Origin of the sequence: Arenicella chitinivorans (genome assembly GCF_014651515.1) — a bacterium.
GTDB classification, from domain to species: Bacteria; Pseudomonadota; Gammaproteobacteria; order Arenicellales; family Arenicellaceae; genus Arenicella; species Arenicella chitinivorans.
In genome coordinates, this window is sequence record NZ_BMXA01000001.1 from 97,151 (window position 1) to 115,240 (window position 18,090).

The following is an 18,090-nucleotide window of genomic DNA, read 5'->3' on the forward strand; positions in this document are numbered from 1 at the left end:
ACGTACTTGGTATGCAATCCGACCATAGTCTCAATGTGACGGAGCAGTTTGAGTGCTTCAATCCTTAATTTGAGTGATTAGTGTTTGCACGAATTCGTTGGGCCAGACTTTCGCCAAAGTGTGTAGCGCAGAGACCAGTGATTTGGAGTCCGAATATTGCAAATTCAAATGCCCAACTTTGCGTCCAGGACGCGCGGACTTGCGATAGTCGTACAAGGAGAACGGCTCAGGTGCGGCCGACAGGCCGGCAGGGATCTCGCCCAAGATGTTGAGCATCAGTGTGTGTTTTTGCGTCTGAGTGATACCCAGTGGCTTGCCAGTAATAGCGCGCATATGGTTTTCAAACTGAGAAGTGACGTCACTGTCCATTGTCCAGTGGCCACTGTTGTGCACGCGTGGTGCTAATTCGTTCACCAGCAAGCCATCAGCCGTTTGGAAGCACTCCATGGCCATCACGCCCTGGTAGTCCAGATGCTCCATAAGTTTGGTTAAATTGGTTTCCGCTTGCTGCAAGATCGTGTTTGAAAGATTGGCAGCAGGCGCAAAAGACGCGATCAGAATACCGCCAATGTGTATGTTCTCAGCGGGCGGATAAAAACGGATTTCACCTTCTGGGGAACGCACTCCGATGAGTGAAATTTCGCGTATAAAATCGATTTTCTTTTCCACCAACAGCGGCAGTGTCAAGGTGGATTGATCGAGCGATTCCCATTCTTTGGCCGACTCGACCACCCATTGTCCTTTGCCATCATAGCCTTCAGACAGGGTTTTGAGCACTAACGGAAAACCAATTTGCTCAACCACGGACGTGAGCGCACTGTGTTCTCGTGCCACGGCGTGTGGTGCGGTGGGGATGTTCAGTTGGTCCAGTAGTTGACGTTCGTGTTCACGATTCTGACACGCAACCACGCACGCGGTGTTTGGCCGAACCGGAAAAGACTCACTGAGTAAACTGAGTAAACTGCTGGCGGTATTTTCGGTCTCGACGGTGACCGCAGTTACGTTGGGTAGCGAGTCCAGACACGCCTGCGCTTGGTCGTCAGAGTCGTGTCGGTGTACTTCACCCAGCCCGCCAACCGGGTCAGCAGATACACCATGCTTGACCACAAAAGTTGAGGAAATGCCGATTTCATTCCCCGCTTCAGCGAGCATCTTGGCCAGTTGGCCGCTGCCCAAAATCACCACAGACATAATGTTATTCCACGTTGGTCGGTACCGACTCGGTTTGTTTTGCGCGCCATGTTTTGATTCGCTCACGCAGTTCTTTATCTGAACCGGCGAGAATCTGTGCCGCCATCAGTCCAGCATTGAACGCGCCGGAGGTGCCGATTGCCTGGGTAGCAACCGCGACGCCTTTTGGCATTTGCACAATCGACAACAGGCTGTCCAAGCCATTTAAGCTGGCGGATTTGACGGGAACGCCTACGACCGGAATCCACGTCATCGCTGCGGTCATGCCGGGTAAATGTGCGGCACCACCGGCACCAGCAATAATGACTTCCACGCCATTCGTTTCAGCATTTTCAGCAAACTCAACGAGTCGTTGTGGTGTGCGATGAGCGGATACCACGCTGCATTCATAAGCCACACCTAAATCATCCAGCGGTTTGGTGGCGAGCTGCATAGTCGGCCAGTCAGACTGGGAGCCCATAATGATGTGTACTTTAGCCATAGTTCAGGTGGTTGCCCTTAAACGGGTGCGTCGTATAAAAGGCCATATATGATAGTCAACTCCGCTCTTAAAGACTACTGCTTGAGCACAGACTCTGAGAATAAGTGTTGATCTTAAAGCTGTGCGTTTTTCGGCTTCTCAAAGAACACATACGGCGTCGAATAATCACTGAACTCAAAGTAAACTTTACGTTCACCCGGGTCTACTTGACCGTTTAAATTAAGGTCAAGAATTCCGTACCCGAAGCGGTAAGGGCGGGCATCGCTGCCGCGTGTGGAGACTGCGGTGGATAATTTGTCAATTTCAAGGAAGCGGCGAACTAGTCGATCACCTGCGTAAATCTCAAGCACACCGTCAGTGCCTGTCCAGTTTTGCACTGCGCGGCCAAATTTGTTCTGGGTTTCCTGTGTGCAAGAGGAGGCGAGCAACAGCGTGAGAAGAATCAGAGAAAGTCGTTTCATAGTTGAGTCACCGTGCGTAAAGGTAAAAATTAAGAGTGGATGCGTGCCCAAGCTGGCAGAACGGGTTTCGATTGTGCCCGCACATCGGCACTGATAGGATACCGCGATGGATACTTCAAATGTACTTATTACGAACGATGCTGTGGTGCTCGGCTTGCTCCTAGGGATTCTTGCCCTGGTGTTCCGAACCTCACACAGCACGCACCCGAAACTCGTTAAATTCTACAGCATCGTTCCCATGTTGCTGCTGTGTTACTTCATCCCTTCCTTATTGAACACGTTCAATATTGTGGATGGTGAGCACTCTCAGCTGTATTACGTGGCATCGCGATACCTGCTACCCGCTTGTTTGATTTTGCTGACGCTGAGCGTGGACCTGAAAGAAATCGCGCACCTGGGTTTTAAACCCGTGGTCATGTTCTTGACCGGTACCGTCGGTGTCATTATTGGTGGTCCGCTGGCGATTCTTATCGTGTCAGCATTCAACCCAGACCTGGTTGGCGGTGCGGGGCCAGAGGCAGTCTGGCGTGGCATGACCACGGTGGCGGGAAGCTGGATAGGTGGCGGCGCCAACCAGGCCGCGATGTATGAAATTTTCAGTCCGTCAAATACCCTATTTGGGATCATGATCACGGTAGACATTATCGTGGCAGAAATTTGGATGGCTTTTTTATTGATCGGTATTCAGCGTAAAGAGCAACTGGATCGATTTTTCAAAGCGGATTCCAGTTCGGTGCAACGCTTACAAGAAAAAATGGAAGCTTATGGAAAAAGCATCGAGCGCAACCCATCCACTACTGACCTGATGGTTATGGCTGGCATCGCCTTTGGTGCCACCGCCATCGCGCATGCCGGCGCGGATCTGATTGCCCCGTATCTGGAAGTGCATGCCCCTGGGCTGGCTAAATTTAGTCTGACCTCGAAATTCTTCTGGTTGATCGTCATTGCCACGACAATCGGCGTGGTGTTGTCGTTCACTCGCGTTCGGAGCTACGAAGGGGCCGGTGCATCTAAGATCGGCGCGATTTTCATTTTCTTGCTGGTGGCGACCATTGGCATGAAGATGGATATCCGAACCCTGGCTGATCACCCTGGTCTATTTCTAGTTGGTGGGATTTGGATGCTGATCCACGTGGTCTTGTTAGTGGTTGTGGGCCTGATGATCCGAGCCCCGTATTTCTTTCTGGCGATTGGCAGTAAAGCCAATATTGGTGGTGCGGCGTCTGCGCCAGTATTGGCGGCGGCTTTCCATCCTGCGCTGGCTCCGGTCGGTGTGTTGTTGGCGGTCTTCGGCTATGTACTAGGCACGTACGGCGCTTGGTTGTGCGGCTTGATTATGCAGGCTGCGGCGCCGGTTTAAACATTGCACACAGGTTGTCTGTGGAGTAGCAAGCATGGTTGACGATAAAAATGACGCGTTACAGGCACTGAGCTTGGGTAGGCCAACTGAGTACGTATCCCAATACAGTCCCGAGCTATTGCAGCCCGTACCGCGTAGCCTGAATCGCACACCGCTTGGGATCACGAGCGCGTTGCCATTCGCTGGTCACGATGTGTGGCAGGCGTTCGAATTGTCTTGGTTAAACCCGCGTGGCAAACCGATGGTGGCGCTGGCGCAGGTGATCTTCGATGCCGGGTCAATTAACATCGTAGAATCAAAATCCTTCAAGCTGTATCTAAACAGTTTCAACCAGAGCACGTTCGCCTCACAGTCTGAGGTGGCGGAGGTATTACAGCGCGATCTGGAGGCGGTAGCCGAGGGTTCTGTGCGGCTTACCCTAATGCCAGCACATGATGCTCGTGCGTTCGCGATTGGTGAACTTCCAGGCACTTGTCTGGATGCACTGGACATTGATGTGCAGACTTACACGGTGGACACCGAACTGCTCCAGTTGTCGAACAGTGCCGCCCGTGTTGCTGAAACCGTTCACAGCCATCTACTGAAATCGAACTGCTTGATTACCAATCAACCCGATTGGGCGAGTGTGATCATCAAGTACGAGGGCACGCAGGTCGATCATGCTGCCTTGCTTCGATATTTGATTTCGTTTCGTCAACACAATGAATTTCATGAGCAATGTGTTGAGCGCATCTTCGTCGATGTTATGGATCGCTGTGCGCCGCAGCAGCTCGCTGTGCAGGCTTTATACACACGTCGTGGCGGTCTGGATATCAGTCCAATGCGTTACACGCCGGGGTATGCGCCCTTGCCACACCTGCGCACTGTTCGCCAATAGCCGGTTCATAATCCGCATGCGCATTGGCACCCGAGAGAAGCGTTAAGTGGGCTGGCGGGGAGAAGTCCATGTTGATCAGTGCCTGCTGTTGTATCGCGGAGCGGCCGGCGACAATGCAGTGCATCGGCATGCGTCGGTGCAGATCTGTCAGGCCGAAACGCCCTTGTCGATGCTTGATGCCAGTGGAAAAACGATTCAGGGCCACGCGTTGCTGGTCCGTCCCGACGCACCACATCAACTCCTGCCAACGTCTACGTTAACCCTGTTACTGGTTGAGCCGCAGTCCGCATTGGGGCAAATCTGGATGCAAAAAGCCGGTGACGCCGACATCTGCCGATTGCCGGAGTCCGAACGATTGGATTTGTCTCTGTCACTCTCTGATTTGAACGCACAGTTGCACCAAGGCCTGAACGTGTCCGAATCGAATCTCGATCCTAGGCTGGCTCACGCGCTGGCGTATTTGCACGGGCAACCATTAAATGGGGCGGTGACACGCGCTGCGCAGCACGCCGGAATCTCGGTGTCCCGATTACGCACCTTGGCAAAGCAGCAACTCGGAGTCCCCTTGTCGAAATGGGTATTGTGGCAAGCCATCCGGGTGTCCGCCAAACAGGCAATGTCGATGAGTTTGGCGGAGGCGGCGTTGGCAGGAGGGTTCGCCGATCAGGCGCATTTCACCCGGTCGGCGCGAAAACTGTTTGGACTCACTCCAACTCAGTTATTGCAGGCCGCGTCTGGATAGGCGATTGGTTCAATACCAAGCTGACAAACCCCAGTAACCTTGGCGTTCGTTCAATGACTGTGGGAACTCAAGCATGCAAGCAAAGACACAACACGCCTTCGAGCAAGAAATGGCGCTGGCGCGCCAGGCATATCTGGCTCAGCAGTACGATGTGAGTTTTGCACGACTTGAACGTGCGCATATACTCGGGCAGCGCTATTTCTTTCCTCATCTCATCACGCACGCCTGGATGTTTCGGGTCGGTATGCGCACACGGCGATGGCGCGAGGTGATCGGCCAGACACTGCGCCTAGTGGCGGTGGTGCCGGGCTTTCTGTTTGGCTGGGTACCGATCGGGAATACCGGTGGTGCCAACGTGTCGGCGTTGCGTCCAATGCCGATTCCAGAGGACCTCAAAGCGGTTGTGCCAAGCCAGAATGCACGACCAGAATACCGTGCCAGAGTCCTTGTTTGGCTGTTAATTGGGCTGGTGCTATTGATCGCCTTGACGCGTATTGTTTAACCTAGTTTGACTGGTTCCGCGGTGTAAGCGCGAATCTCTGGTGGCGATACCGATAGTCGAGCTACTTGATTGACGAATTCCGATGAAGCCGGCACCGAAAAATGGGTTTTGAGCGCATCCATATTCTCCCATTCCTCGAAGAACACCACGCGGTGTGGATTTTCGGCATCAATGTTAGCGCTGTGGCTGATGCAGCCGGGCTCGGTACGAGAACGATGTACGTGTTGCAGGCTCAGATTCAGAACTTGCTGCACGTGTTCCGCCGTTGTTTCAATGCATCCCCAGACTACAATCATGCTATGCCCCTTTCGTCTTGATTTGCGAACCCGAGCGGTGATGCGTCACCGCTCGGGTTTGGTCATCTACTCTTTGTCTTCGGTCGCTTTAGGGAGGCGAAATTCCGCTTCGCTCTCAGCCGCAATATAGACCAGAGCGGCGTAAGCGGCCACATTTTGAGCCAATGCTTCAGGGCTGATCTTATCCAGCGTATCATCCGGCGTATGGTGCAGATCGAAGTAATCGGTGCCGTTTTGGTCCAGACGCACGGTCGGTACACCAGCGGCTGCCAACGGGATGATATCCGGTCCACCACCAGGCGACTTGGCATCGCCACGCACGATCCCCAATCGTTCGATTTGACGACCGATCCCGTCGATCACTGCGTTGGCGTCTGGGTTGACGTTTGAGCGTAAGCGCCAGATTTTCTCGGCTCCGAAGTCTGATTCGGTGGCGAGTACGTGATTGTTCAATTCCGCTGCGTGTTGCGCGGCATACGCTCTGGCGCCGAGCAACCCCACTTCTTCGGCCCCGAATAACACCACGCGAATGGTTCGACGTGGACGGTGTGGTAAACGTGCGATCAATTCGGCTGCGGCGGTGGTGATTGCCACACCAGCACCATCGTCAACCGCGCCGGTACCAAGGTCCCAACTGTCCAAGTGGCCGCCGATCAGGACAATTTCGTCGGGTTTATCGCGGCCGACTAGGTCGAATACCACATTGCCGCTGGTGACATCGCCCTGCCAGTCTGAACCTGAGTGCAGAGAGAGATGCATGGTCTTATTGAGCTCATGCAGACGACGCAAATGATCCGCATCTGGATTGGAAATCGCGATGACTGGAATCGTCGCCCAGTTGTTGTTGTCTGAGCTCATCATGCCGGTGTGTGGAAAGCGGTGCGAATCCGAACCAACCGAGCGAATTACCAGTGCCGAAGCACCACCGCGCTGGGCGTGTTGCCAGCCGATTCGACGCTTTTGGTTACTTGGCCCGTAACCTGCTCCCGTTTGGCTTTTAACCATCGGCTCACCATCAATGAACGCAATTTTGCCGTTTAATTCACCGTCATTGATGTTCTGAATGTCATGCACGGTACGAAAATAAACGACCGGAGCTTCCAGGTCCTCCGTGCTTGGTGCTGATCCGCCCAGCGCGGTGCCATATAGCGCTTGTTTGTACGGCTGAGTGAGTGAAATATGCAGATGTCCGCGATCCCAAAATGGCATGGTGAACTCTTCTACTGATACGCGATCGAAACTCAATGAATCGCCCAGTTTCTCGGCCCAGTCACGCGCCCGTTTTTCAGCTTCTGAACCAGCCAGTCGTGGTCCGACTTCGGTCGTTAAAGATTCAACAATCTCATACCCAAGGTTGCTTTTGAGTGCGGTGTCGATCAGCGCATTGGCTGTCTCTAAAATCGCCGGCTCAATACGACTTGATGTCGAGTTGTCGTCAGTCTGGGCGTGGATTGCTGTGCTCATACACACGAGCACTCCGCTAATCATCAGGTTGATGGCGGTGGAACATTTCATTTTGGACTCCGAAAAATGTCGATGAAAGTGGAACATGTTGCGTTAGTTATTCTGTAGCGAGGGCAGTGGCCGTGTTGAGTCGGGTTATTGCCACCAGCGCGATGACTGCCAGTATCGAAGAGACAATAAATGGCGCGCCTGGAAAATGCACGGCGGCGTCGGCGGCGGTAAAATACGACAGTGTCGTATTGTAGATTAACGGTGCGGCCAAGGCTGCTAATGCGGCTAAGCTGCCATTAAAGCCTTGCAGTTCGCCTTGACTATCAACTGGCGTGCGTTGTGACATCATGGCATTGATGCTGGGCATGACCATGCCTTGAATACCGACTACCAGACACACAACCAGGGTTAAGAGGGCGCTGTTGGTGAACGCATAAAACAGCATTGACAGCGTGGCCGAGCTCAAACCTATAATTGCTGCGCCGCGTTCGCCCCAGCGGGCCACAACCCGCCCCAGCAATAGCATTTGTACTAACGCCATGGAAATACCAACCAGCGTCAGAGATAAACCAACCATTTTGCTGTCCCAACCAAACTTGATCGGCGCAAAGTAAGCCCAACTCACCGGGTAGATATTAGTGCTGGTTACCCAGATAAAATAAACCGCGGCAATACCCAACACACCGGGTACTTGCTTTAAGCTGAGCAGCGCGCCAACCGGGTTAGCACGGCGTAGGGAAAAAGATCGACGCGATGATGCCGGCATGGTTTCAGGAAACGCCACCAATCCATACACAAAAACGCACGCAGCGAGTGCCGAGGCCACGAAAAAAGGCACTCGAGTGCCGATGTCGCCGAGCAGCCCACCCAGCGCTGGGCCGACCATAAAGCCAATCCCAAAAGCAGCACCAACCATGCCAAAACGTTTGGCTCGATCTTGTGCGCTCGAGATATCCGCCATTACTGCGTTGGCCGGGCCGAAGATCGCTCCGAGTGCGCCGGCAATAGAACGACCGATAAACAGCCAGAGAATGTTCTGAGCGAAACCCATGAGAAAAAAGTCCACACTGAAGCCAGCCAAAGACGCCAAAAAGACCGGTCTGCGGCCAAAGCGATCGCCCAGATTGCCAACCAGTGGGCCCATAAGGAATTGGAATACGGCGTACGAGGCTGCAATTAAACCACCAATCCACGTAGCTTCTGATAGCGAAACTTGTTCCAATTCGACGATCAATTCTGGCAGCACTGGCATGATGATGCCGAAGCCAATGGCGTAGGCAAAAACCGTCAGTAATACGAAGCGAGTGGCACGCTTTTGCTGGAGGGTATCGATCACGTAACTGGAATTGGCCGGTCTTTAACGAATGCGCAGGTGAGCGCTTAGTGTAAAGGATATTGGTGCAAAACACCGCCACGCATTGTGCTAAAGTTTTTATTCAACGCAGTTAATTTAACCGGGAGTGTGTCATGCCAACAAAGATTATGTCGGTCAGCCTTGCCATTAGTATGTTTGTCCTGCTCAGCGCTTGCGGAAGCGGTTCGTCAGAACCGTCAACTGAAACACCGCTGGAGCGCATGATTGAACCGCAGCTGGATGCCTTGGAAAAAGCCGAAGACGTTGAAGATACGCTGCAAGATGCCGTCAAAGAGCGTGAGAAAGCCATGCGTGAGAACGGTACATGAACTAGTCACTCACATGGTGGGCCGCTAACGCCTCCGCTAAAACCCGCGTCGCAATCTGGGTTCGTGTGCGCTTAGTCAGTTTGGCTGATTTCGGAGAAGCCGTCGTCGAGTTCGATCGAGAAATCTTCATTCTCGAACTCATCCAGGTTGCGCTTCACATAGAACAGCGATAACCCAATAGCGATTAGTACGCCCAGACCCAGCCACAACCACCAGTCGTCGAGCACCAGCGCAGCGATCACGCCAGCCGGTAATCCTTGTATTGAGCCTTTGACGATGGCTTGTTTTATCAGTGATTTGCGCAACAGCTCATCGGTCTCAGCGTCTAGATCAGCCAGCGCCTCGGCGTCTGGTTCGGGGGCGATTGCCTGAATTGATTCTGTCTCATCGAACGTATCAGCCTGTTCTGCCTGCGCCTGCTCGCGCTCCATGAGTATCCGGCGCAAAGACATCGGTTTGTCTAGCTCGGGCTGCTCAGCTTCGTCCTCGGGTTTGGAGAACTGACCGGCAACAATCTCGGCAGCACGGTCCACACGTTTATACAGCGACTTAGACGTCACCATTGAACCTCGAACGAAAAAGTGCTGCATGGTGGTGTCGCTATCTGGAAAGTGCGACTCAATTGCGGCCCCTCGCAGTCCGGCACGGAACAAGCCATGCAGGAGTTCGTAGGGCAGTTCCTCACCAGCATTGCTTTGGTACTCAACCTGAATGTAATCCGGCTGCGCGGTTACTTCTGGTTCAGTCCACTCCACGCCCCATTGGCGAGGCAATTTCATGTCGAACTGATTGGCAAACCGTTGCGCTTGAGCAAAATTCTCCTCGTTCAGTTTGAGGAACATCAATAAGCAGGTTTTGTGGCTGTCCTCATGATCGAAAAACAGCAATAGTTTATTTTTACTCTGAGTCATAAATTAATCAAAAACCCCACATCCGAGACTGGCTATCGCAAGTTCTCTTCGCCCAATGTTTTATCAGTGATTCTTTGGCCGCAAGCCACATCGTGTGGCGATATTGTTTGCATCAGTTCTGCGACCAGATCGTTTTTTGTGGGTGGATTATCAAAACTGTGAGCAGCAATTGCAAATCGGCACCGCCGGACCAGAGATTGTCAATTTTTGTCAGCGTGTCAGACGACTGAAAACCCTAGCCGGACAAGGTCTACTGTCAGAGCGGCATAATCTCAAGTTTTGTAGACAGCCGTCATATTTATGTCATGCAGAGGCCTAAGAATGGGGACCGGTTGGCCATGATTGTTGGCTGGGTAGAGCTACCTATTGGTAGAGGAAAATAAATCGTGTTCTCCAAGTTGTTCGGTAAATACCGATTTCTCGTCATTTCCATAGCGCTATTCATTATTTTTGATTTAGGCGTACTGATTCTCAATTTTTATACTTCTGGCAAGATCGCGGAGCAGACCGAGTTGATCAATCTGGCCGCGCGGCAAAGTACCTTGAGTCAGCAGATGTCGAAAGCCACGCTGTACATCAAGTCACAAAAGTTACAGCAATGGGTGTATCAGTCTGGTCTGGAAGAGCTGCGCAGTCATTACACCTTGTTTGGTGAAACGCTGAATGCGCTGACACACGGTGGGCAGGCCACCTCGACCGAAACCGGCGCGAAAATTCAAGTTGACGCGGTGACGACGGAACGTGGAAGGGCATTGCTCAATCAGGCTAATTTACTCTGGTCTGGATTTGACACGGCGATCAAACCACTGATGAAAGATACGCTGATTACCGACGAAGAGATTCAGCCTGCTTCCGAATTCATCGCGCGCAATAACCTGGTGCTGTTCGACCTCATGACCCAGCTCACGGATCACTTCAGTCATGAAGCAGAAGCACAAACCACCTTATTGCGGCGCGCACAAGTGGCTGGTATTTCACTTGCAACGATTAACTTTTTTGTGATTTTATTTCACTTCCTGAACCAGCTGCGTACCCGTGATCGTCGGCTAGAGCTCAAGCAGCATGAATCCGATCAATTGCTTGCCAGCATCGATGATGGTGTGTGTCTGGTGGATGCGAACCTGCGAATCGGTCTGCAACACTCTGGCCGGCTGGAAGAAATTTTCGGCACTAATCAGATCGCCGGGCGTAAATTTGCTGCGTTCTTAAATCGATACGTCACTGAGTCTACGGCGCGCAGTGCGCATGATTTTATCTCGCTGTATTTCAAACAGCATGTGAGCCCGGATTTGATTGGCGATCTCAATCCACTGAAAGAAGTAAAAGCCTTTGTAGAAACACCGAATGGCAAGCACGAAGAAAAATATCTGAACTTCAGCTTTGCCCCGTTGGTGCAGGAAGACGGCGAAACCGTGCTACTGGTAACGGTGCAGGACATTACCGACCGCGTTAAGCTGCGCAGTACTCAGGAAGCTTCTGAAACCAAGATGCATACACAATTGGCGTTGTTTTCACAGATCTTGCCGATCAACCCTGACGAACTGCGGTTATTTATCGAGCAGGGTATGTCATCACTCACCAAGATGAACCAGGTTCTCAAAAGTAAGCGTGGTCAGGCTCAGAGTATTGCTCACAGTCTAGCGCAGATCATGCCGCTCGCGCATCGTGTCAAAGGCGATGCACGCAGTATTGGTTTAACGACGCTGGGCGAGCAGGTACATGCGTTTGAAGAAGACATTGCCGAATTGCTGGAACGAGCGAAATCAGAGTCCGTGAGTGGCCGGGATGTGTTGCCACTGACCGTGGCGCTCAAGCAAATCATTGAAAACATCGAGCTGCTCAAAAGCTTGTGCGAGCGGCTTCAACAATACGGTATTCGCTACGATCAGGCCACCAGCAAACAAGACCTTGATGTGCCCGTTGTTGGCACGGTGATGCCACCAGCAATCAATCAACGCTGGCATGGGTTGCAAACCATGGTCAGCGACATCGCACAAGAGCAGGGCGTGACAGCGCAGCTGGAAGTTCGGGGCTTCGAACACCCGTTACCCCGCGACCTTGAACAATCTTTGTATTCGATGGCGGTGCAACTTGTGCGAAACAGCCTGGCACATGGTATTGAATCGGTCGACGGTCGACGCGCGCACTGCAAACCCCGCATCGGTCGGATTCAGGTGTTGCTAAGTGACGATGGCCAAGGGAATTATCGTTTTGTGGTTGAAGACGACGGTCGCGGTTTCGATTACGCCGCCATTGAGCGTGCAATCAAAGGGCAGCACGCTGAGTCGGTCGCAGACCGCACATTATCTAAGGCGGAACTGCTCAAGTTTGTATTTACTGAACCATTCAGCACCAAAGCACACGTCGACACCACCGCTGGCCGTGGTGTGGGCCTACCGCTGGTGTGGGATTTGGCCAAACAGATTGGTGCCAAAGTTCAGGTGCGCAGTGTGGCCAAGGAGTTCACCCAATTTATTTTCCTGTTCAGTAGTTCAAGCCAGATCGACGACTCCCCGTTGAACGCCAAGGTGGCCTAGGAGTCGCACATGAAGCTATTAATAGTTGATGATTCGCTGGTGATCAGAAACAAGATCAGCCGCAGTTTGCTCTCGCGTTTTGCCAAAGTCGAACGTGCTGAAAACGGGCGTCAGGCGCTGGAATCCGCGAAAAAAGAGCTACCAGACTTAGTCACCATGGACCTCACCATGCCCGAAATGGGCGGTGTTGAATGCATTCGCCACATGGTGACCATCGCCCCTAAAGCCGCGATTCTGGTGGTGTCGGCCTTGTCTGACAAACACACAGCCATCACCGCGCTCAAGTACGGTGCCAACGGGTTTCTGTGTAAGCCATTTACCGAAAGTGATTTGCAAAGCGCAATCGAACAGGTGTTAAAAGTAGCGGGGCAACGATGAAAGATTTACAACACATCACTACCTTTCTGGATGGTGTATCTCGCTACTTCGCGCACGTCTCCAAGGACCGAAAGTCACTTGAACTCGGTACGCCATACCTAGTGCGGAATCACGAACAACTGGGCCTCGATCTCACCGGGGCGATTGCAATTTCAGGCAAAACCAAAGGCTTCGTATTTTTTTCGTCGTCGCGTGCCTTGCTTAAGTACCTGTTGCTTAGCCTGGGCGAGTCCGAATTCTCAGATCAGTATATGTCCGACATCGTTGGCGAAGTCGCCAACACGATTTCCGGCAACGTAAGAAAAACCCTCGGCCCCGAGTTTCATATCTCCACGCCCAAAGTCATCAGCGGCCACCTCGACAACGACAGTCTCAAGCCCGAACGCCTGAGTTACGTTTTACCCCTAAAGTGGCGCGGCAACACCGCGCAGCTCATCGTAAGCCTCGATTCCATCGACGCCCGAGAATGATTAAAAACTAACGAGAATTTTTAAATTCCGCTTTTGCACCAGCGCACAACGCTATATAATCGCCCCTCCTTGCCCCAGTGGTGGAATTGGTAGACGAAGAACCGAGTCCGAATGGACGAAGTTCGAGTGCCGCAAAGCGGCCACGCGTAGCGTGTCGAATGATCTCAGGGCAGCGTGAATCACTTCACGTATCCACAATATGCAGTATGCCCAGGTGGTGGAATTGGTAGACGAAGAACCGAGTCCGAATGGACGAAGTTCAAGTGCCGCAAAGCGGCCACGCGTAGCGTGTCGAACGATCCCAGGGCAGCGTGATCACTTCACGTATCCACAATATGCAGTATGCCCAGGTGGTGGAATTGGTAGACACGCTAGCTTCAGGTGCTAGTGGCCTTACGGCCGTGGAGGTTCAAGTCCTCTCCTGGGCACCATTCCAAAAGTCTCAAAATCCCTCTCGAATTTCACGAACTAAAACTCCAGCCTACGCCGGATATCCGGTCATATTTTTCCAACTAAAAAACTGTAAAAAAAAACAGTATATCCCGTTGATTTACTAAAAATGGGTAACTTTACGCCCCATCTCGCGCACACTTTGCCACTTTTGATATTAAACAAAGCAAAGAAAATCAAAGGCTTAGATATTTTATTGAGAATGTTATTGCGCACTGCTAGGATTGATATTGCGCACGCACACTTTCACACCAAGGAAAAACGAGGGAGTGAGAAAAAGCATAGGTAAAACAAAGGGATATGAAGTCTTTGCGAAATATCAATTTGGGCGAAATCGAGCGCGCTCAATAATAAGCTGTTAGGCAGTTGATAAATGAAATTAGTAAGCTTTCAGCCAAGATTAGAGCTAATACTTATTTTTGAAGTTTTTCAATATGCTCGAAGAGAGACTTATGAAACAAATAATTTGTTTGATCTATTGGTTCAAGCCAGCATAGGAGCTCTGAAAAGTGAAGAAATTACTTTGGCTGCGACAATAGATACGACAGCAACTGCAAAGATTGAAAATGGATTAGTAAAGATATCATTCAGTTTCAGAGCTGGGGAACAGCTAGAAGAAACTTTCCTTACAGTTCTTAACCTGTACAAAGAAATTTATGAGAATGGGGATGAAATCTCGGCAGATATTAAATTTAATCTTTTTAAGAAAAAGACTCGAGAAATATTGGGAGATTCGGCGTTAAATGGCCATGCAGTTTTCGATGCCTAACAATCTTGGGCATGTTCGCCCTTCGGGCTGGACTCCCGGCCACGCCGGTCGCCCATGCCAAGGGCGTTATGTGTAGTATGAAGATTCCACCAAGTATGGAGAGTGAATTATCCAAATGGAATAACGGAGCTGGAATAGATCTCGAAGCTTGGCTGTCCTGTATGGGTAATTTTTCATTAGCCACTGCGTACGTTAGCGTTTTTAATCCTCAGTTTGTGGCTTTCGAAAACTATATTTTTCAAACTAGTGAACCATTAGATGAGCAGGCTATAGAAAACATCCGTGGCTTCGAAGCACAAGAGGGGGCCACTCCGAAATCCGTTGAATGGGTAATTAATCATCTTCATATTGTCGACATACACCATCGGGGTTGTGATGATATTTCTTCAGATAAATTGATAGAAATAGGAAATGCGTTAAAAGAAATCTACGAAGCAAAATTGGCATTTTTGTTTCCAGGTAAACCTTGCACAGTAGATTTTTTCATTCCTGAAAACAGCGAAGATTACGATGACTATCAGTTGTCTTTCTGGCAAAAAAGCCATGAGAAACACACATAACAAGAAAGGGTATTACGCCCTACGGGCTGGACGCGCAATTCTTGCGCGCCTATAGCTTTGGCGTTATGCATAAGTGAGCATCGTGAAAATATTCCATGCACTTGTATTAATTCTGATTTCGAATAGCTGCCTCGCCGTGGGATGGAAAGAAATGTCGTCGGAATCTGCTAAAGAGGCCGGCATTGATATACAAGTGCAGAAGGATGGCGGAGTAGATTGCCAGCGTATTTCAGCTCGCATCCCCACCAATCTTGTATTCGTTGAACTCGGCGAAAGGCATTTCACGAGCGTGAGCTATCGAAAGATTGAAACTAAAGGTAAAGGATGGCAGCTTATGCCACAGGGCACCGAGATCCAGGTCGCCACGACACGTGTAAACGAAACCACCGATATCGGTACGCTGTGCTTAAGTAAAGAGGATTTTGTTTCAGCATATCTATCCATTCTTTACGTTGGGAAGCAAGGAACTCCACCAATGGTTGTGCTCCTGAAACTAAGCGAATACGAGCAACATTAGAAAATGCATAACAAAGTAAACCGGCAAGGGCCGCTGCACGGCCGGGACCTCCACTCCGGCGCTTCGCACCTGCGTTGCGGCCCCTGTTTGTGGCGTTAGCATTACATTATGGAACCACATATACCGTACGAAGAGAGAACGAAAAGGCAACCAGATTTCATAGTGGAATATGAAGTTGATTTAGCCGAGGAAATAAAAAACGCTAAGCCTGGGCAAGGAATGAGAGTGGATTTCCTTTATGACGGAGACGACCCTCAAGTTGAAGGGGTTCACATGATCTGGCCAGAGATACTTGATGAAAGTGGCCGGGTTATAACGGATACCACACTTGGCAATATTCCCAAAAAAGGTTATGCCAATATGTGGGTTTTAAGTGACGAGCGTCGAATATATCATCATGAAAGACTTAAAGTTGGTACAAAGGCAACGTGGTGGCGTGGAGGTCGTGTGGCTTATGTTACAGTGGTTAAAGTCAGTGCGCTCGAGTGCTAACAAGGCTACCTTGCACGCACTTGCTGCGCAAGCGCGGGACAAATTTTCCATGGTCCTTATTTGTGTCTTAACGCTTACGCTAACACAAAATGGTCCATTCCAAATTTGCCGCAAATAGCGGCGTTAGCTCTCTTCGAGATAGTAATATGTCAAAATCATATGACTCAAACGAAATTGAAGTATTAAAAGGATTAGAACCAGTAAGGCGACGACCTTCCATGTACTTGGGAGAACTTGACGATCCCAAGTTAAACACCATGTTAGCATTTCAAGCTTTATGCCATGCAGCAGATGAATTTATTGAAGGTAATTGCTCCACTGTCAAAATGAATGTTTCTTTAAATAAGCTGGAAGTATGGTATGACGCCGGCATGCCACTTGATCCTCATTCAGCAGTTAACGAATTGCCGGCCGCAATTATATTCCTTTCGCTACACATGGGCTGTCACAATCAAAAAAAGAACATTAAGGTTGGTGACGAGCTTTGTAAGTTAGGGCTTGCCACGCTCAATGCAGTTTGTTCTACACTAGTTGCGAAAATCAGGAATTCAAACCGTATTACTACTATAGAGTTTAAAAAAGGAGTAAGAGTAAACGATCCTATCGTTCAAGAAGATAAAGGTAGTGATTTCACTCGTATATCGATAGAACTAGATTCGAGCATATTACCAAATACCTACTTCGATTTATCGGGTATTGAGGTCGAAGCTCGTCGAATAACCAAGAAATTTAAACTTCCAATAGAGGTGGAGTATAAGAGCTAACAAATTGCTCAAGAGGGGCATTTCGTCTTACCTTCCGTTTTGGGTGGCTGCGCCACTGTACCCAAAACTCCAATTCAGCCAAAATGCTCCTTAGCAAGGCGTTACCTATCGGACCTACCCCCAACAAGTAGATTTTACTGCATGTTTTGGGTTATTTAGCTGTCAGATAGGGATTGTTTACTTACGTGGGGAGAGGTTGAAATTGGGCTCTACAACAGAGGAAGTTATGGGGTTCATCTGGCCCTGAAATCCTAACCGAAGGAATGTAGGTTAAAGAAAACGTTGCTCTGGTTGCCGATTTTCATGGTCAGCTTCATGAAATAAATTTAGGTAATGGCGCGATATCAAATGAAAACACGTAGCATAGTGAAACATTGCCATTCGCTACGCTCACTTCGCGGGCGTCTTTGTTCACTGTGTTATGAGTATTAAAAAAGGAGAATCATGAGAGTAATCTATGTAGGGATCGCCTGTTTATTTCTTCAGGCGTGCGCCACTGTCGGGTCTGTTGATCGGCCTAAGAGTTATCATCAAGGAGCGGTAACGAACTTCAACGATGGACTCGTTGAGGGCGCTGCGTTTGGGGACGATGGTAAGAAGATAAACGAACTGTTAAATTACCAGGTAACATTGCCCGAGAAAAACAGAATCGCAATCCTGAAACTCAGTACCGACAACTATTGGCGGTTTTACTCAAATGATTTTACGCAGCTGAATGATTCATTAGTTCAGAGACTGATCAACAAACTGAGGGCATCCGACCGGGTTTATGATGCGTCATTTTTGCCTGCAATGCTGGTATCTGAAAAAAGATCGTTGCCGGTATTACGGGAAGCGGCGGCACGATTCCAAGCTGATTTATTACTTGCTTACAGAAGCTCCTGCCAGTCTTATCAAAAATATAGGTTTATCGATCCTAACGAAAGCAAATCCTATTGCTCGATTGAAGCCGTATTACTTGATGTCCGTTCAGGAATCATTGTGAAATCTGTAGTAAGTACTGAGGATTTCACTACTAAGAAGTCGTCCGGCGATACGAACTTTAGCGAAACAATCAAAAAAGCTGAATTGGAAGCCGTTGCTAAAGCACTAGGCAATATTGCTAACGAAGTCGTCGCGTTTATGAACAATGTACCAAGAATCACGAAACCATAATAAGGCCAGGCAAGAACTCTCTGTCATGTATTCCGCAGA

General features: G+C 50.1%; 21 protein-coding genes and 1 tRNA gene. 15 read left to right on the forward strand and 7 right to left on the reverse strand.

All coding sequences use genetic code 11. The annotated features are described in order from the left end of the window. Positions 1–57: 57 nt before the first annotated feature. The 3 genes from IE055_RS00415 to IE055_RS00425 form a co-directional block, all read right to left on the reverse strand. Complete coding sequence (locus IE055_RS00415; RefSeq protein ID WP_189398035.1) at positions 58–1,191, reverse strand: 5-(carboxyamino)imidazole ribonucleotide synthase; 1,134 nt, start codon at positions 1,189–1,191, stop codon at positions 58–60. Positions 1,192–1,195: 4 nt separating this feature from the next. Beyond that, complete coding sequence (gene purE, locus IE055_RS00420; protein ID WP_189398036.1) at positions 1,196–1,672, reverse strand: 5-(carboxyamino)imidazole ribonucleotide mutase; 477 nt, start codon at positions 1,670–1,672, stop codon at positions 1,196–1,198. A gap of 113 nt (positions 1,673–1,785) precedes the next feature. Then, positions 1,786–2,133 (reverse strand): hypothetical protein, encoded by a 348-nt coding sequence (locus IE055_RS00425; protein ID WP_189398037.1) that lies wholly within the window; start codon positions 2,131–2,133, stop codon positions 1,786–1,788. A gap of 106 nt (positions 2,134–2,239) precedes the next feature. Between IE055_RS00425 and IE055_RS00430 the strand changes: the two genes are divergently transcribed. The 4 genes from IE055_RS00430 to IE055_RS00445 all read left to right on the forward strand — a co-directional run bounded on the left by IE055_RS00430 (position 2,240) and on the right by IE055_RS00445 (position 5,614). Beyond that, positions 2,240–3,493, forward strand: coding sequence for a DUF819 family protein (locus tag IE055_RS00430; protein ID WP_189398038.1), 1,254 nt, complete (start codon positions 2,240–2,242; stop codon positions 3,491–3,493). Between the two features lie 34 nt (positions 3,494–3,527). Continuing rightward, a complete protein-coding gene (queF, locus tag IE055_RS00435; RefSeq protein ID WP_189398039.1) occupies positions 3,528–4,370 on the forward strand; it encodes an NADPH-dependent 7-cyano-7-deazaguanine reductase QueF in 843 nt (280 codons plus the stop codon). A gap of 46 nt (positions 4,371–4,416) precedes the next feature. Then, on the forward strand, positions 4,417–5,112 hold the full coding sequence (locus IE055_RS00440) for a helix-turn-helix transcriptional regulator (RefSeq protein ID WP_189398040.1): 696 nt from the start codon (positions 4,417–4,419) through the stop codon (positions 5,110–5,112). A gap of 73 nt (positions 5,113–5,185) precedes the next feature. Further along, a complete protein-coding gene (locus IE055_RS00445) occupies positions 5,186–5,614 on the forward strand; it encodes a DUF3703 domain-containing protein (RefSeq protein ID WP_189398041.1) in 429 nt (142 codons plus the stop codon). Here the strand turns inward: IE055_RS00445 and IE055_RS00450 are convergent. The 3 genes from IE055_RS00450 to IE055_RS00460 form a co-directional block, all read right to left on the reverse strand. After that, complete coding sequence (locus IE055_RS00450) at positions 5,611–5,910, reverse strand: putative quinol monooxygenase (protein ID WP_189398042.1); 300 nt, start codon at positions 5,908–5,910, stop codon at positions 5,611–5,613. The two genes, IE055_RS00445 and IE055_RS00450, sit on opposite strands and share 4 nt — an antisense overlap. A gap of 66 nt (positions 5,911–5,976) precedes the next feature. Further along, on the reverse strand, positions 5,977–7,425 hold the full coding sequence (locus IE055_RS00455) for a M20/M25/M40 family metallo-hydrolase (protein ID WP_229794054.1): 1,449 nt from the start codon (positions 7,423–7,425) through the stop codon (positions 5,977–5,979). A 46-nt stretch (positions 7,426–7,471) separates the two neighbouring features. Further along, positions 7,472–8,701 carry an MFS transporter gene (locus tag IE055_RS00460; protein ID WP_229794055.1) on the reverse strand — a complete coding sequence of 410 codons (1,230 nt, stop codon included), beginning with the start codon at positions 8,699–8,701 and terminating at the stop codon, positions 7,472–7,474. 131 nt (positions 8,702–8,832) lie between these two features. Between IE055_RS00460 and IE055_RS00465 the strand changes: the two genes are divergently transcribed. Further along, on the forward strand, positions 8,833–9,048 hold the full coding sequence (locus tag IE055_RS00465; RefSeq protein WP_189398043.1) for a hypothetical protein: 216 nt from the start codon (positions 8,833–8,835) through the stop codon (positions 9,046–9,048). 71 nt (positions 9,049–9,119) lie between these two features. On the opposite strand, the gene IE055_RS00470 is transcribed toward IE055_RS00465, so the two are convergent. Beyond that, positions 9,120–9,959 (reverse strand): hypothetical protein, encoded by an 840-nt coding sequence (locus tag IE055_RS00470; RefSeq protein WP_189398044.1) that lies wholly within the window; start codon positions 9,957–9,959, stop codon positions 9,120–9,122. A gap of 386 nt (positions 9,960–10,345) precedes the next feature. On the opposite strand from IE055_RS00470, the gene IE055_RS00475 reads away from it, so the two are divergent. The 10 genes from IE055_RS00475 (at position 10,346) to IE055_RS00520 (ending at position 18,051) form a co-directional block, all read left to right on the forward strand. Further along, a complete protein-coding gene (locus tag IE055_RS00475; protein ID WP_189398045.1) occupies positions 10,346–12,496 on the forward strand; it encodes an ATP-binding protein in 2,151 nt (716 codons plus the stop codon). Positions 12,497–12,505: 9 nt separating this feature from the next. Next, entirely contained in the window at positions 12,506–12,874 is a 369-nt protein-coding gene (locus IE055_RS00480; RefSeq protein WP_189398046.1) for a response regulator transcription factor, read from the forward strand. Continuing rightward, entirely contained in the window at positions 12,871–13,344 is a 474-nt protein-coding gene (locus IE055_RS00485) for a chemotaxis protein CheX (RefSeq protein ID WP_189398047.1), read from the forward strand. The genes IE055_RS00480 and IE055_RS00485 overlap by 4 nt, the downstream gene beginning before the upstream one ends. Positions 13,345–13,688: 344 nt before the next feature. Further along, positions 13,689–13,775 (forward strand) — tRNA-Leu (locus tag IE055_RS00490). Between the two features lie 392 nt (positions 13,776–14,167). After that, the gene (locus IE055_RS00495; protein ID WP_189398048.1) at positions 14,168–14,563 is read left to right on the forward strand and encodes a hypothetical protein; all 396 of its coding nucleotides are present in this window, start codon (positions 14,168–14,170) and stop codon (positions 14,561–14,563) included. A gap of 77 nt (positions 14,564–14,640) precedes the next feature. Continuing rightward, the gene (locus IE055_RS00500) at positions 14,641–15,123 is read left to right on the forward strand and encodes a hypothetical protein (RefSeq protein WP_189398049.1); all 483 of its coding nucleotides are present in this window, start codon (positions 14,641–14,643) and stop codon (positions 15,121–15,123) included. Positions 15,124–15,205: 82 nt separating this feature from the next. Then, positions 15,206–15,640: a hypothetical protein gene (locus tag IE055_RS00505; RefSeq protein ID WP_189398050.1), complete on the forward strand. Its 435-nt coding sequence runs from the start codon at positions 15,206–15,208 to the stop codon at positions 15,638–15,640. Between the two features lie 108 nt (positions 15,641–15,748). Next, on the forward strand, positions 15,749–16,132 hold the full coding sequence (locus IE055_RS00510; RefSeq protein ID WP_189398051.1) for a hypothetical protein: 384 nt from the start codon (positions 15,749–15,751) through the stop codon (positions 16,130–16,132). Positions 16,133–16,221: 89 nt separating this feature from the next. Further along, complete coding sequence (locus IE055_RS00515; RefSeq protein ID WP_229794056.1) at positions 16,222–16,896, forward strand: ATP-binding protein; 675 nt, start codon at positions 16,222–16,224, stop codon at positions 16,894–16,896. Between the two features lie 444 nt (positions 16,897–17,340). After that, positions 17,341–18,051 carry a hypothetical protein gene (locus IE055_RS00520; protein ID WP_189398053.1) on the forward strand — a complete coding sequence of 237 codons (711 nt, stop codon included), beginning with the start codon at positions 17,341–17,343 and terminating at the stop codon, positions 18,049–18,051. Positions 18,052–18,090 lie beyond the last annotated feature (39 nt).